The sequence below is a fragment of the Streptomyces sp. NPDC092952 genome (assembly GCF_044754785.1).
Lineage (GTDB): Bacteria > Actinomycetota > Actinomycetes > Streptomycetales > Streptomycetaceae > Streptomyces.
Genome location: NZ_JBIVPT010000003.1, coordinates 486,546 through 498,984 on the forward strand (window position 1 = coordinate 486,546; position 12,439 = coordinate 498,984).

Sequence of the window (12,439 nt, forward strand, 5' to 3'; positions counted from 1 at the left end):
ACCGCGCATCAGCGTGAGGGTCAGGTACTCGGCCAGGGCCGGTCTCCTTCGTACGGTGTCCCCGGGGCCGTACCCGGGGGCACCCGTACCCCGACCGTCCGAGCCGCCCTACGCGGTCGCCCTACGCGGTGGCGCCGCCGAGCGCCGCGACGCGCTCGCGCCAGGTCGGCGCGGGGGGTTCGTTCCTCGCTTCCTCGGCCCGTCGCGCCCAGACGGCCGCCTGCTCCTCCCGGTAGCACGGCCCGCACACCGTCTCGTCGCCGACCGGCCGGAACACGTGCTCCTCCACGGCCCCTTCCGCCTCGCAGGCGATCAACTCCCGCGCCACAGGCGGCGATACGGGCGCGACAGCCGGGGCGGCGGGCGGTGCCGGGAGCTTCTGGACGAGGCGGTGGCGCAGGAAGCCGACGGCGGACCGTACGCCCTCGCGGGGCAGCTCGCTGGTCAGCGCCCGCCGCAGATCGGCGGCGCTCACCCCGCGCCGGATCCACTCGGCCGCCGCCTCGGCCAGCCCACGGGCCTCCCGCACCCCGAGGTGCAGCTGCGGATGCGCGTGCCGCAGGGAGAGCAGCACCCGCTCGCTCTCCGCGACTTCGGCGAGTTCGGCGAGTTCGGCGAGTTCGGAGGGAGGGTGGGAGTAGTTCTTCCCCGGTTCTTCTTCTACCGGTTCATAGTCGCCGGTCTCCCGGCCCCTCGGCCGACCGACCGTCGGTTCCTGCGCACCCGGAGCGACGGCGGAGCGGACCACGTCCCCCACCCGGTCGTTCCGTACCGCCTTGGCCTGCTCGTCGGTCAGGGAGATGTTCGCGAAAAGTTGATCGGTCACCCAGTAGCCCCGGCGGCCCTGCCGCTTCCACTCGTGGACGAACCCGGACGCGATCAGTTGCTTCTTGGCGCGCTGATAGGCCCGGCCGGAGATCCCGAGCGACTTGGCGTGATCGCTGAGCGCCTTTTCGACCTCCTGTTCGGGAAGGCCCTGTACGTACAGGAGGAGGATCTTCGCGTCACTGTTCAGGCGCGGGTGCCGCACGACATCGTGCGAGGCCTTCGTGTAGCGACGGGACGGCGCGATAGCATGCCAAAGCATCTTGGTGGACCTTGTTTCCACTCGTAGGTGAAGGCCCTCGGATCGGTGCTGTGAACACCACCGGGGGCCGCTCTACGCACACATGAGCGCACAGAGCGTGATGACGCGATCACCGTACCGCATGGAAACGTCCGCTTGCGCCGCAATCGCCCGACACCGGTTCGAGCGCGGCCCGTCCGTTCAGGGCGTGATCCAATTCGCCCACCCGAAGGCGAACTTGTACGCGGAACGCACCGCCCGCCACCCCCGCCGGCCCACCGCGAACGCCACGGCCAGCGCCACGACGAACAGCCCGGCGAACGCCCCGGCGATGACCGCTCCCGCGCCGCCTCGGGATCGGCGTGCGCGCCCTCCGGCCATGGGCGGAGGGCGCGCACGCCGTTCTTTCATGAGAAGGAGGAAGGGTGACAACTCCGCTGCCTGATCGCTCGGTTCGTCAGGCTGCGGCGATCCGTGCCGGAACGGCTCAGGAGAGTGGCAGGTCCACCAGCATCACGGCGAACACGGGGGAGTCGGGAAAGGGCTGGTCCTCCCCGACCTTCCGGTACCCCCAGGACTCGTACAGCACCTGCACCCTGGGGTGTGTCACGTCCACCAACAGTGTGGCCAGGGATTCGTCACGGGCGTCCATCAGCGCCCGGTGCAGCCGCTCCGCCGTACCCGTCTTGCGCCACCGGGCGCGCACCATCAGTTCGGAGAAGTGGAAGGTACGCGATGCCTCGGGGGCCGGAGCCGGATCCAGGTGTTTCCGCCACCACTCGCGGCCCTTGGCGCCGGGGGCACCGTACGAGAAGCCCGCGGGCTCGTCCCCGTCGTAGGCGATGACGCACGCGAATGCGGGGCTCCCACCCCAGTGGTCCACGAACCAAGGGAACTTCTGGAGGAACTCGTCGTCCGCCAACTGCGCGGCGTGCACGTCCGCGTGGATGTCGATCAACGTCTGCCGGATACTCGGCAGGTCGTCGTGGCCGTAGCGGCGCAGCTCCAGCGCTGGAGTCATCTGGCCAGGCTCCATTCTGATCGGTAGCGGTCCTCCCACTCCCGTACAGGGCCGGAACCCGGTGCGAGGGTGATCAGGTCACGGTGGAAATCTCCGAGGTAGGAGCGCATGCGGCCAGGCAGCGTGTTGCCGCGCATCAGCGCGAACACTTTCGCGGTTGAGGCGCACGCCTGGTCCACGTCGCGCTGGTGAAGCTGGGCCGCGGCGAGTTGAAGGGTGGCAAGGGCCCGATTCCGGCGGAACTGCTGAGGGATGGCCGACAACGCGCGGTGCGAAGCGGCTTCCGCGCCTACCGCATCACCGGTCTTGTCCCGCACGACAGAGGCAAGGGCAAACAGTTCGGCGGGGCCGTAGAAGGCAACCCAGGACGGCCGGGCCTGGTCCGGACCCGCCTTCGCCAATGCTTCTTCCGCGTGCCCCAGGGACCGCAGGGCGCCTTGACGGTCTCCGATGCCTGAATGCCCGATAGCCGTACGGGCGTGGGCGAGGGAGGAGAACAGCGGGTCCCGACGTGCGACGGCGGTCGCCCGCGCGGCCCGGCCCGCGCTCACCGCCTGCGGGAACTCCTCACGATGCAGCGCGAGCATGGCGTGCAGATTCCATACCTGGAACTCGGCGATCGGATCCTTCGCCATGCCCGCCAGGTACAGCGCCCTGTTGAGGTGGCCCAGCGCGCGACAGCTCTGCCAGGCGTCCATGGCCGACCAGGCGGCCGATGCGGTGTAGCTCGCGGCCAGACCGAACAGGCGTTGTCGGACGCGTTGCGAGGCGGCCCCCTTCTGAAGGGCCAGGGCCTCGGACGCGCCGGCGAGCGCGACCCGCTCCAGGTTCTCGTGGCCGCCTCTGGAAGCGTCGAGGGTCGTCAGAGCGTCCAGGCCGTTGCGCAGCCGGATCACGTCGGCGGTGCCGACCGCATATGACCTGGAGGCGCTCAGGGGCACGATGACAGCGGCTGCTCCGGTGGCGGCGGTGAGGAAGTTTCTGCGGTGCACAGGGTCCTCCGTCCTGGTAGCGCTTCGTCGGCCTGCCGGTGGTAGGAATCCGAGTTCCTCAACGCTGCGGCCCAGTAGCGCCTCCAGGGCGTCGCGTTGCCGCAGGTGGGGCCAGCGGGTCTTTCCCGTCAGCCAGTGGCGCACGGTGCGGTCGCTCACCCTGCCTTCCCGGCCGAGCGACCGGAGGTAGCCGTTCACGGCCTCCGCCAACTCGTTCTGGGTCAGGCCTGCTTCGTGCAGCGCATCCGCCAGGTGCCTGTTCGCCTCCACGCTTTCAAGGTAGCGAGGAAGCGCGATCACGGTGGGGGAGCAGCAGCGAAATTTCCGGTTTTACGCGCCGCGATGAGGTGCGACTTTTCCGTTCGGACCCTTACCGGGAGTCGTTCACTGGATGCGGAACGCCACCGAAAGGGGTGGTGCGGCGGTCGCTGGAGCAGCCCGCTCCAGCTCCGGTCGTGGCCGTGCCGCGCTTGCCGTTCACCGACGAGGAGCCTTGATGACCGTGACCGCCACAGCCCGACCGACCGGGCACCCCGGCTACAGCGAGACCCTGCCGCGCGTCCCGGAGAGCGCGGCCCCGGCCCGGCGGCTGGTGCACCAGGCGTGCGCCGTGTGGGGGATGGAGGGGCTGGGCGACGACGGTGCCCTGGTCGTCTCGGAGTTGGTGGCCAACGCCGTGCGGCATGCCCGGCGGGAGTCCATCCGGGTGGTGGTGGAACGGATTGCCGCAGGCACGTTACGGGTGGCCGTCGCGGACTTCTCGCAGGTGCGGCCCGTGGAGCGCGAGGCGGACGACGGTGACGAGGAAGGGCGCGGGCTTTTCCTGGTGGCGGCGCTGGCCGCCGACTGGGGGACGGACGTTCGGTGCTGGGGGAAGGTCGTCTGGGCGGACCTGGAGGGGCGAGGATGACCGCCGGAGAGCCGCCCGGCCGGAGTGCCGCGCGGGCCCATCTGTCGCAGTTGATCGGGATGTTCGGCAGCGACGGCTGCCTGCGCGTCGACACGGCTTCCGCCTCCGGCGCGACCGGCCGGGCCCCGGCATCCGCGTCCGACGCCGCTGACACCTCCGGCCGCGGTGAGCCGGACGGCGGCGGGCGGGCTTGAGGGGGCGCCCCGGGGAAGCGCTTCAGCCGCGCAACTCCTCCAGGCGGCCGAGGTCGCCGCAGAGCGCTTCCCGTTCCTCGGCGGAGAGGGGGACCGCGGCGGCCTCGGCGAGCGCCGTCGCCGCGGTCCTCTCGTCGCCGAGGCGCCCGGCGACGTCCGCCCGCAGGACGAGGAGGCGGACCAGTTGTGCCGGTGTGGGGCGCTCGTCGTCGAGGCGGAGCACGCGGTCGACGACCTTCGCGGCGCCCGCCGGGTCCTCCTTCGAGTCCGCGAGGAGGGAGGCGTGGTGCAGGGCGCGGGCGAAGGTCTCCTCGGGTGCCGGTCGGTGGTGCTGGTCCTCGCTCGTCGGCTGCCCGACGCGGACGCAGTTGCCGCCCGGGTCGGTCATCAGGAACTGCCGCGTGCCGTACGACATGTCCTTGAGCGGTCCGATGCGCGGCAGCCCCCGGGACGGGACCTTCCCGTACGCCCGCTTGAGCCCCGCGCGGAAGTCGGCGTACAGGCCGTCGACGTCGTCGGTCCGGACACAACAGGTGCTGTACGACTCGCTCGGCTCGTACCGCTTCATGCCGAAGAAGTGGAGCTCGATGCCGCCGCGTTCCACGACGGCGTACGGGTTGGGGCTCTTCTGCTGGAAGGTCACCTCGAAACCGAGGGCCGTGTAGAAGTCGAGAACGGGCTGGAGGGTCCGGCACGGCAGGATCGGAACGGTTGTCTCGGCCATGCGTCGCACTCTAGTCAAACTTGACTAGAGTGCGCAGGGGTTTCTGGCGAGTGCTCCGTGCCGCGCGTCCCGGGTGACGGGCAGCGGCTGCCTCCGATCGCGGAGGAGGGACATCTGGGGCAGGCTCGGGAGGGTGCGCCCAGGGCGTCGGCCCCCGTACCCCGGAGCCGGTCGCCGTACCCATCCCGCACCCACCCCGCACCGCGACGCATCCGGAGGTCCGACCGTGCCGGGTTCGAAGAACTCCAAGGTCTACCTGGTCGGCGGCGGTGTCGCCTCGCTCGCCGCGGCGGCCTTCCTCGTACGGGACGCGGGGCTTCCCGGGGAGAACGTGCACATCCTGGAGCAGCTGCCGATCGCCGGCGGGTCGATGGACGGGGCGAAGGCGCCCACGCCCGAGGGCGGGTACGTCACCCGGGGCGGCCGGATGTTCGAGGAGGAGCACTACGTGTGCCTCTGGAACCTCCTGGAGACGATCCCGACCCTGGACGACCCGGCGATCTCGGTACGGCAGGAGATGCTCGCCTTCAACATCGAGCACCCCACGAACGCCAAGGCCCGGATCATCAACGCCGACCGCACCATCGCCGACGCCGCCCGGCTCGGTCTGGACACCCGCGACCGCGCCGACATGACCCGGCTGCTCGCGCTGCCCGAACGGCTCATCGGCGCCCGCCGCATCGACGACTTCTTCCAGCCGCACTTCTTCGCCACCAACTTCTGGTGCATGTGGCGCACGACGTTCGCGTTCCAGACCTGGCACTCGGCGATCGAGCTGAAGCGGTACTTCCTCGCCTTCGTCCAGGAGTTCGACCGCATCCACACCCTGTCCGGCGTACGGCGCAGCAAGTACAACCAGTACGACTCCGTCATCCGCCCGATCCAGGAGTGGATCACCGCCCAGGGCGTGCACATCGACTTCGGCACGACCGTCTCCGACGTCGAGTTCTCCGACTCCGACGCGCGCCGGATCTCCCGGCTGCACCTGGAACGGGACGGGGACGGAGCCGGGACGATCGAGCTGGGCGAGGACGACTACGCGTTCCTGACCATCGGGTCCATGACCGCCGACGCCACCTACGGCGACCGCACCACCGTCCCCGAGCTGATCCGCGACAAGCGGGACGGTTCCTGGCGGCTGTGGGAGTCGATCGCGAAGAAGGCGCCGGACTTCGGCCGCCCGAACGCCTTCTGCGGCAACATCGACGAGACGAAGTGGGAGTCCTTCACCCTCACCATGACCGGCCGGACCCTCCTGGACCGCATCCAGGAGTACACCGGCAACGTGCCCGGCGAGGGCGCCCTGATGACCTGGAAGGACTCGCGCTGGCTGCTGTCGGTCGTCGTCCCCGCCCAGCCGCACTTCCGGGACCAGGAGGAGAACACGTACACCCTGTGGGGGTACGCGCTCTTCGGCGACGTGCCCGGCGACCACGTGCCGAAGAAGATGGACGACTGCACGGGCGCCGAGATCCTCGACGAGCTCCTCGGCCATCTCGGCTTCGACGACATCGCCGACGAGGTACGGGCCACCACCCGGGTCACCACCGTCCAGATGCCGTACATCGACGCCCAGTTCCAGCGCCGCGTCGTGGCCGACCGGCCGCTCGTCGTGCCGGACGGCGCCGAGAACTTCGCCTTCCTCGGCCAGTTCGTCGAGATCCCCGAGGACGTCGTCTTCACGGTCGAGTACTCGGTACGCGGCGCCATGAACGCCGTCTACCACCACTTCGGCCTCGACCAGGGGAGGATCCCGTCGATCTACCACGGCCTGGCCGACCCCAAGACCGCCTGGTCGGCGCTGAAGACCGCCTTCGCCTGACGGGCCGGTGGTGTGGGTCAGCGTTCCGCGCCGGTGTGCTCACCGCTCGTGCCGCTCGTCCCGCTCGGCTGGAGCCCGGCGGTCCACTTCTCCTCGATCCGGCCGAGGCGCCACACCGCGAACGCGACGATCCAGGTGGCGACGAAGAGGCCGACGACGAGATAGCCGACCACGTTGAGATCGAGGCCGCCGACCCAGTCCCAGAACGGCCCGTGCAGGCCGAGCTTCTCGCCGACCAGGCCGAGCAGCTCGACGGTGCCGATGAGCAGGGCGACCGCGACGGACAGGCCGGTGATCGTGAGGTTGTAGTAGACCTTGCGGACCGGCTTGGAGAAGGCCCAGCCGTAGGCGAAGTTCATGAACGAACCGTCGATGGTGTCCAGCAGCGACATGCCGGCCGCGAAGAGTACGGGCAGGCAGAGGATCGCGTACCAGGGGAGCCCGGACGCGGCGCCGGTCCCGGCGAGGACCAGCAGGGCGATCTCGGTCGCGGTGTCGAAGCCGAGGCCGAAGAGGAGGCCGAGGGGGTACATCTGCCAGGGCGCGTTGATCGACTTCATCAGCCGGCCCAGGATCCGGTTCATGAACCCGCGGTTGTTGAGCTGCTCCTCCAGCGCGGCCTCGTCGAAGTGCCCGGAGCGCATCTCGCGGAACACTTTCCAGATCCCGGCCAGGATGACCAGGTTGATGATCCCGATGGCGTAGAGGAAGACACCGGAGACCGTGGTGCCGATCCAGCCGGTGACGTCGTGGAGCCGGGAGTCGCCGTTCTGGACGGGGCCGGCGAGCGCCTTGATCCCGAGGGAGAGCAGGACGGCGAGGGCGAAGACGACGCTGGAGTGGCCCAGGGAGAACCAGAAGCCGACCGACAGCGGGCGTCGGCCCTCGTGCATGAGCTTGCGGGTGGTGTTGTCGATGGCGGCGATGTGGTCGGCGTCGAAGGCGTGCCGCATGCCGAGCGTGTAGGCGGTCACGCCGATGCCGATGCCGAAGGTCTTCTCCCCGAGGCTGTAGTGGGCCGGGGCGACGATCGCCACGAGGGTGAACCAGCCGATGACGTGCAGGGCGACGATGAACGCGGCCATCCCCGCCACCCGCCGCCACTCCGCCCGGGTCATGGACCCGGCGATGCGCCGCCGACGGGAGGGCGGTGCGGCGGTGGCCGACGGGGTCGGGGAGGAGGATGCCATGCGCGTCTTCTTTCGCTTCGCTCTCGACTCTTATCGCGCGCATCCTGCTGTTGCAACCTGTGTGCAAGAAGGGTTCGGGGCGGACCTGGCCGAAGAACCACCGTCCGCTGGTCGAAGCTTTGCGCCGCTGTGGGCGGAACATGACGAAACCGTCATCCTCGGGCGCGGGTGCTGCCCCCGGCGCGGCCGCTCACGGGACGAGGGCGACGGGATGCAGGGCCGCGTACTCCAGCGGCGCCGACGGGTCGACCGACATGTCCAACGGCGCCGGCTCCGCCCCGGCCCGTACGAGGAGGTCGCCGACGGCGGCGATCATCGCCCCGTTGTCGGTGCACAGCGCGGGCGACGGCACCCGCAGCGCCACCCCGGCGGCCGCGCAGCGCTCCTCGGCCAGCGCCCGCACCCGCGCGTTCGCGGCGACCCCGCCCACCACGACGAGGGTCCGCGCCCCGTACGCCGCGCAGGCCGCCAGCGCCTTGCGCGTCAGCACGTCCGCGACGGCCTCCTGGAGCGAGGCGGCGCCGTCGGCGAGCGGGAGCTCCTCGCCCCGGAGGCGGTGCCGCTCCGCCCAGCGGGCCGCGGCGGTCTTCAGTCCGGAGAAGGAGAACGCGTAGGGGTCGTCGCCCGGACGGGTCAGCGGGCGCGGGAAGGCCACCGCCCGGCGGTCGCCGTCGCGCGCGGCCCGGTCGATGGCCGGCCCGCCCGGATACGGCAGCCCGAAGACCCTGGCGACCTTGTCGAAGCACTCGCCGGCCGCGTCGTCCACGGTGTCGCCGAGGTGCAGGACCGGGTCGCGCGCGAGGTCCCGCACGAACAGCAGCGACGTGTGTCCGCCGGAGACGATCAGCACCACGCACGGGTCCGGGAGCGGCCCGTGCTCCAGGGTGTCGGCCGCGACGTGCCCGGCGAGGTGGTGCACCCCGTACAGCGGTACGCCCGCCGCGTACGCGAGCGCCTTCGCCCCGGCGAGGCCCACCTGGAGGGCGCCGGACAGTCCGGGCCCGGTGGTGACCGCGACGGCGTCGATGTCCCCGAGCCGCAGCCCGGCCCGCTCCAGCGCCTCCCGTACGACGGGGGCGAGGGCCTGTACGTGCGCACGGGCGGCGATCTCCGGCACCACCCCGCCGAACCGCGCGTGCTCGTCCATGCTCGACGCCACCACGTGCCCGAGCAGCCGACTGCCGGAGACGATCCCGGCCCCGGTCTCGTCGCACGAGGACTCGATACCCAACACCACCGGAGACGCCACGTCGCTACCTTTCGCACATCAACTGTAATTGCAAACTATGTGCAACAAGGTAGTGCGAGCGGATCGCGATCGTGGCCGCCCTGGGCCGGGGGGCGTCGAATAATGCGTTGACCGCCCTGGAAGGCGTCCTGTTAGCTGAGCGGGACGTTCTGCTTAGTTATGGGCATAGATGCCCTCAGAAGGGGTGTTTTATGACCCAGCCCGTGCCGAGCGCGCCTCGCCGCTCCGCGTAACGTCCGCCGCCTTTCGACGCCCGGTTCCCGGGTGGTCGCCGGACGTGTCCTCCGGTGCTTCGATCCGCCCGTCCGCCGCCCTGCGGTGGTGTCGGGCCGTTCCTCGACGAGGCCACTCGGCCTGCTCTTGCTGTCCTGACAGACTTCCCAGCAAGGAGCACACGGGTGTCCAGCCACACCACCAACAACAACACTCTCGGCCTCAACACCTTCGCCTGCGCCTGGTGCGGGCTGACCGTGTCCGCGTACGCCGCCGACGGCGCGCAGCGCAACCACTGCCCCTCCTGCCTGCGCTCCCGGCACGTCCTCGACCACGTCGAGGGCGGTTCGAGCGACTGCGGGGGGCGGATGTCCCCGATCGCCATCGCCGTGCTCCGCACCGGTGACTGGATGGTGATCCACCGCTGCGTCCGCTGCGACGAGCTCACCTCGAACCCGGTGTGCGCGGACGACAACCAGCTCATCCTGATGCGCATGGCGGTCCGGCCACTGGCCCAACCACCTTTCCCCCTCGAAGCGTTCGGAACCCTCTGACCGCCCGGCGGGAAAGGAGCATCACCATGTCGCGCCACAACGGGCGAAGCGGTCACGGGCGGCGGCGCCCACAACGGCACAAGGACGTCCTGCACACCGGGGGCGGACACCGGACGCGCGCCTTCCGGTGCGTCTCCTGCCGTCTCGACGTCTCCCCGGACGCTCCCGGCACCGCGCACCGCAACCACTGCCCCCATTGCCTGGCGAGCAGGCACGTCGACCGGAGGATCCCGGGCGACCGCGACGCGGACTGCCGCGGCCGGATGGAGGCGCTGGGCATGTCCGTCCGTACCGACGGCGAGTGGACGATCATCCACCAGTGCGCCTCCTGCGGTGAGCTCAGCGCCAACCGCATCGCGGGCGACGACAATCCGCTCGCCCTGGTGCGCCTCGCCCTGAGACCCCTCGCCGGTGCCGGGGCCGTCGGCCGGTCCCTGCTCACCCCGTAACCAGGTCCCCGCGCCCCCTGTCCGGCCTCGTCCGGGCAGGGGGCCTCGGCCGTGGTTCCGGTCCGGGCCCGGACGGGTCAGTTCCAGGAAGCGCCCGCCGGCTCCTCGATCGTCGCGTTGATGCGGTTGAAGAAGTTGGTGAGCCCGATCATCAGGATGATCGCGGAGAGCTGCTCCTCGTTGAAGTGATCGGCGGCCCCGTCCCAGACCGCGTCGGGGACGGCCTTGCCGGAACGGTCGGCGATCCGGGTGGCAGCCTCGGTCAGGGCCAGCGCGGCGCGCTCCTCGTCGGAGAAGAACGGCGCCTCGCGCCAGGCGGCCACCGCGTGCAGCCGCTCGTCCGTCTCGCCGTGGCTCTTCGCGCCCGCGACGCCCGCGAACACGCAGGCGCTGCAGCCGTTGATCTGGCTGGCCCGCAGATGGACCAGCTCCAGGATCTGCGGTGCGACACCGCCCTGGTACATGGCCTTGTAGATGTTCTGGATGCCCTTCATGGCGTCCGGCAGGACCATCGCGGGGTTCTTCATGCGGGCGGTGGTCGTGGTGTTGGTGTTCAACGTGGTGTTTCCTCTTCATCGGTGAGTGTCCGTCATCAGGTCGACGGATCCCGACACGGGGGTGTGACGGATGAACGAGAAAAATCTTCTGGCCGAGCGGTTCGAGGCGGAACGGGCCCAACTGCGCGCCGTGGCCTACCGGATGCTGGGATCGCTCGCCGAGGCCGAGGACGCCGTCCAGGAGGCGTGGCTGAAGCTCGGCCGCAGCGACGTGAGCGAGGTGAGGAACCTCGGCGCCTGGCTCACCACGGTCGTCGGCCGCGTCTGCCTGGACATGCTGCGTTCCCGTACGTCGCGCCGAGAGGACCCGCTGCCCGAGGGGGAGGACCGGCTCCGGCTGCCCGACCCGGTCGTCAGCGGCCTCGCGACACTCGATCCCGAGCGGGAGATCCTGGTCGCGGACTCGGTCGGGATCGCGCTCATGGTCGTGCTGGACACGCTCTCCCCGGCCGAGCGGCTGGCCTTCGTCCTGCACGACATGTTCGACGTGCCCTTCGACGAGATCGCGCGGATCCTCGGCCGGGCCGCCGCCTCCACCCGGCAGCTCGCCAGCCGCGCCCGCCGACGTGTCCAGGGTGTCGCACCGGCCGCCGACACGGACGCCGCCCGCAAGCGCGAGGTCGTGAACGCGTTCGTGACCGCCTCCCGCAGCGGGGACTTCGAGGCGCTGCTGACCGTTCTCGACCCCGAGGTGGTGGCGCGCTCCGACGGCGGCACGCTCGTCCCGAGCATCCTGAGGCGCGGGGCGGCCGACGTGGCGTCCCAGGCGATCACCTTCGCCCGTTTCGCGGCGGACGCCCGCCCGGTGCTGGTCAACGGCACGCCCGGAGTGGTGTCGTTCACCGAGGACCGGCCGCTGGCCGTCATGTCCTTCACTATCAGGGACGGCCGGATCACCGGACTGGACATCCTCACGGACCCGTCCCGCCTGGTCGCCCTCGGCCTGACCCCGTGACCGGCGGACCGTCCGGCCCTACGACGCCCTGACCGGCACGTTCCCCGCTCCGGCGGCGGACTCCGTACCCGTACCCGAGTCCGTCGCCGGTCGCCTCAGGAAGAGGACGATCAGGAGGACGAACGCGGTGAGGGCGGTGAACGTCCGCAGGTCGTTGAAGAGTTCCCAGCGCCGCAGGATCTCCGCGTGATCGGCCGGCGGCGTGCCGACCGCCCATTCCTTGATCCGCCCGTTGATCGGCACGTTGCCGAGACGGGTGACCAGGAAGGACGCGAGGGTCAGCAGCCCCGCCGCACCCGCGATCGCCCGGGCGCGGCCGCGGGTCAGGGCCGCGAGAGCGAGGGAGGCCGACGTCGACACGGCCATCGCGGCCTGCATCGTGATGCCGTTCATCCGCATCAGCTCGGCGTGGAACGACAGCCGCATGTCGAGCGGTACGGCGTCGAAGGTGGGGACGAGGTTGGCCGCGCCGTAGCCGAACGCACCGGCGAGGAGGCCGGTGGCGAGCAGGGCGAGCCCCTGAAGGAGCCGGATACGCATGTC

14 protein-coding genes are annotated in these 12,439 nt (G+C 70.7%); 6 read left to right on the forward strand and 8 right to left on the reverse strand.

Going from position 1 to position 12,439, the window contains the following annotated elements; translation table 11 throughout:
• Positions 1 to 121: 121 nt before the first annotated feature.
• The 3 genes from ACIQGQ_RS10015 to ACIQGQ_RS10025 all read right to left on the reverse strand — a co-directional run bounded on the left by ACIQGQ_RS10015 (position 122) and on the right by ACIQGQ_RS10025 (position 3,349).
• Positions 122 to 1,087 carry a hypothetical protein gene (locus tag ACIQGQ_RS10015; RefSeq protein WP_402392964.1) on the reverse strand — a complete coding sequence of 322 codons (966 nt, stop codon included), beginning with the start codon at positions 1,085 to 1,087 and terminating at the stop codon, positions 122 to 124.
• Between the two features lie 466 nt (positions 1,088 to 1,553).
• Positions 1,554 to 2,087, reverse strand: coding sequence for a GNAT family N-acetyltransferase (locus ACIQGQ_RS10020; protein ID WP_402392967.1), 534 nt, complete (start codon positions 2,085 to 2,087; stop codon positions 1,554 to 1,556).
• On the reverse strand, positions 2,084 to 3,349 hold the full coding sequence (locus tag ACIQGQ_RS10025) for a helix-turn-helix transcriptional regulator (protein ID WP_402392970.1): 1,266 nt from the start codon (positions 3,347 to 3,349) through the stop codon (positions 2,084 to 2,086). Before ACIQGQ_RS10025 ends, ACIQGQ_RS10020 begins: the two co-directional genes overlap by 4 nt.
• Positions 3,350 to 3,575: 226 nt before the next feature.
• Between ACIQGQ_RS10025 and ACIQGQ_RS10030 the strand changes: the two genes are divergently transcribed.
• Both ACIQGQ_RS10030 and ACIQGQ_RS10035 read left to right on the forward strand, forming a co-directional pair.
• Positions 3,576 to 3,989: an ATP-binding protein gene (locus ACIQGQ_RS10030; protein ID WP_402392973.1), complete on the forward strand. Its 414-nt coding sequence runs from the start codon at positions 3,576 to 3,578 to the stop codon at positions 3,987 to 3,989.
• Positions 3,986 to 4,183: a hypothetical protein gene (locus ACIQGQ_RS10035; RefSeq protein ID WP_402392976.1), complete on the forward strand. Its 198-nt coding sequence runs from the start codon at positions 3,986 to 3,988 to the stop codon at positions 4,181 to 4,183. Before ACIQGQ_RS10030 ends, ACIQGQ_RS10035 begins: the two co-directional genes overlap by 4 nt.
• A gap of 22 nt (positions 4,184 to 4,205) precedes the next feature.
• Here the strand turns inward: ACIQGQ_RS10035 and ACIQGQ_RS10040 are convergent, their stop codons facing one another.
• Entirely contained in the window at positions 4,206 to 4,907 is a 702-nt protein-coding gene (locus tag ACIQGQ_RS10040; protein WP_402392978.1) for a bleomycin resistance protein, read from the reverse strand.
• Positions 4,908 to 5,133: 226 nt separating this feature from the next.
• On the opposite strand from ACIQGQ_RS10040, the gene ACIQGQ_RS10045 reads away from it, so the two are divergent.
• Entirely contained in the window at positions 5,134 to 6,729 is a 1,596-nt protein-coding gene (locus tag ACIQGQ_RS10045) for an oleate hydratase (protein ID WP_402392980.1), read from the forward strand.
• Between the two features lie 17 nt (positions 6,730 to 6,746).
• On the opposite strand, the gene ACIQGQ_RS10050 is transcribed toward ACIQGQ_RS10045, so the two are convergent.
• Both ACIQGQ_RS10050 and tsaD read right to left on the reverse strand, forming a co-directional pair.
• The gene (locus ACIQGQ_RS10050; protein WP_402393435.1) at positions 6,747 to 7,847 is read right to left on the reverse strand and encodes a HoxN/HupN/NixA family nickel/cobalt transporter; all 1,101 of its coding nucleotides are present in this window, start codon (positions 7,845 to 7,847) and stop codon (positions 6,747 to 6,749) included.
• Positions 7,848 to 8,109: 262 nt separating this feature from the next.
• Entirely contained in the window at positions 8,110 to 9,168 is a 1,059-nt protein-coding gene (tsaD, locus tag ACIQGQ_RS10055) for a tRNA (adenosine(37)-N6)-threonylcarbamoyltransferase complex transferase subunit TsaD (RefSeq protein ID WP_402392982.1), read from the reverse strand.
• A gap of 398 nt (positions 9,169 to 9,566) precedes the next feature.
• On the opposite strand from tsaD, the gene ACIQGQ_RS10060 reads away from it, so the two are divergent.
• Together ACIQGQ_RS10060 and ACIQGQ_RS10065 are read left to right on the forward strand one after the other, a co-directional pair.
• Entirely contained in the window at positions 9,567 to 9,935 is a 369-nt protein-coding gene (locus tag ACIQGQ_RS10060; RefSeq protein WP_402392984.1) for an RNHCP domain-containing protein, read from the forward strand.
• A 26-nt stretch (positions 9,936 to 9,961) separates the two neighbouring features.
• A complete protein-coding gene (locus ACIQGQ_RS10065) occupies positions 9,962 to 10,384 on the forward strand; it encodes an RNHCP domain-containing protein (protein WP_402392988.1) in 423 nt (140 codons plus the stop codon).
• Positions 10,385 to 10,461: 77 nt separating this feature from the next.
• Here ACIQGQ_RS10065 and ACIQGQ_RS10070 read toward each other — a convergent pair whose 3' ends face one another.
• Positions 10,462 to 10,911 carry a carboxymuconolactone decarboxylase family protein gene (locus tag ACIQGQ_RS10070; protein ID WP_402393438.1) on the reverse strand — a complete coding sequence of 150 codons (450 nt, stop codon included), beginning with the start codon at positions 10,909 to 10,911 and terminating at the stop codon, positions 10,462 to 10,464.
• Positions 10,912 to 11,011: 100 nt separating this feature from the next.
• Here ACIQGQ_RS10070 and ACIQGQ_RS10075 point away from each other — a divergent pair, with 100 nt between their 5' ends.
• On the forward strand, positions 11,012 to 11,896 hold the full coding sequence (locus ACIQGQ_RS10075; RefSeq protein WP_402392991.1) for a sigma-70 family RNA polymerase sigma factor: 885 nt from the start codon (positions 11,012 to 11,014) through the stop codon (positions 11,894 to 11,896).
• Positions 11,897 to 11,914: 18 nt separating this feature from the next.
• Here ACIQGQ_RS10075 and ACIQGQ_RS10080 read toward each other — a convergent pair whose 3' ends face one another.
• Positions 11,915 to 12,436 carry an anthrone oxygenase family protein gene (locus tag ACIQGQ_RS10080; protein WP_402392993.1) on the reverse strand — a complete coding sequence of 174 codons (522 nt, stop codon included), beginning with the start codon at positions 12,434 to 12,436 and terminating at the stop codon, positions 11,915 to 11,917.
• Positions 12,437 to 12,439: the final 3 nt, after the last annotated feature.

Coding starts and splice junctions, on each gene's coding strand:
- ACIQGQ_RS10015 (WP_402392964.1), bottom strand. CDS start 1,087: ATGCTTTGGCATGCTATCGCGCCGTCCCGTCGCTACACGAAGGCCTCG.
- ACIQGQ_RS10020 (WP_402392967.1), bottom strand. CDS start 2,087: ATGACTCCAGCGCTGGAGCTGCGCCGCTACGGCCACGACGACCTGCCG.
- ACIQGQ_RS10030 (WP_402392973.1), top strand. CDS start 3,576: ATGACCGTGACCGCCACAGCCCGACCGACCGGGCACCCCGGCTACAGC.
- ACIQGQ_RS10035 (WP_402392976.1), top strand. CDS start 3,986: ATGACCGCCGGAGAGCCGCCCGGCCGGAGTGCCGCGCGGGCCCATCTG.
- ACIQGQ_RS10040 (WP_402392978.1), bottom strand. CDS start 4,907: ATGGCCGAGACAACCGTTCCGATCCTGCCGTGCCGGACCCTCCAGCCC.
- ACIQGQ_RS10050 (WP_402393435.1), bottom strand. CDS start 7,847: ATGACCCGGGCGGAGTGGCGGCGGGTGGCGGGGATGGCCGCGTTCATC.
- ACIQGQ_RS10065 (WP_402392988.1), top strand. CDS start 9,962: ATGTCGCGCCACAACGGGCGAAGCGGTCACGGGCGGCGGCGCCCACAA.
- ACIQGQ_RS10070 (WP_402393438.1), bottom strand. CDS start 10,911: ATGAAGAACCCCGCGATGGTCCTGCCGGACGCCATGAAGGGCATCCAG.
- ACIQGQ_RS10075 (WP_402392991.1), top strand. CDS start 11,012: ATGAACGAGAAAAATCTTCTGGCCGAGCGGTTCGAGGCGGAACGGGCC.
- ACIQGQ_RS10080 (WP_402392993.1), bottom strand. CDS start 12,436: ATGCGTATCCGGCTCCTTCAGGGGCTCGCCCTGCTCGCCACCGGCCTC.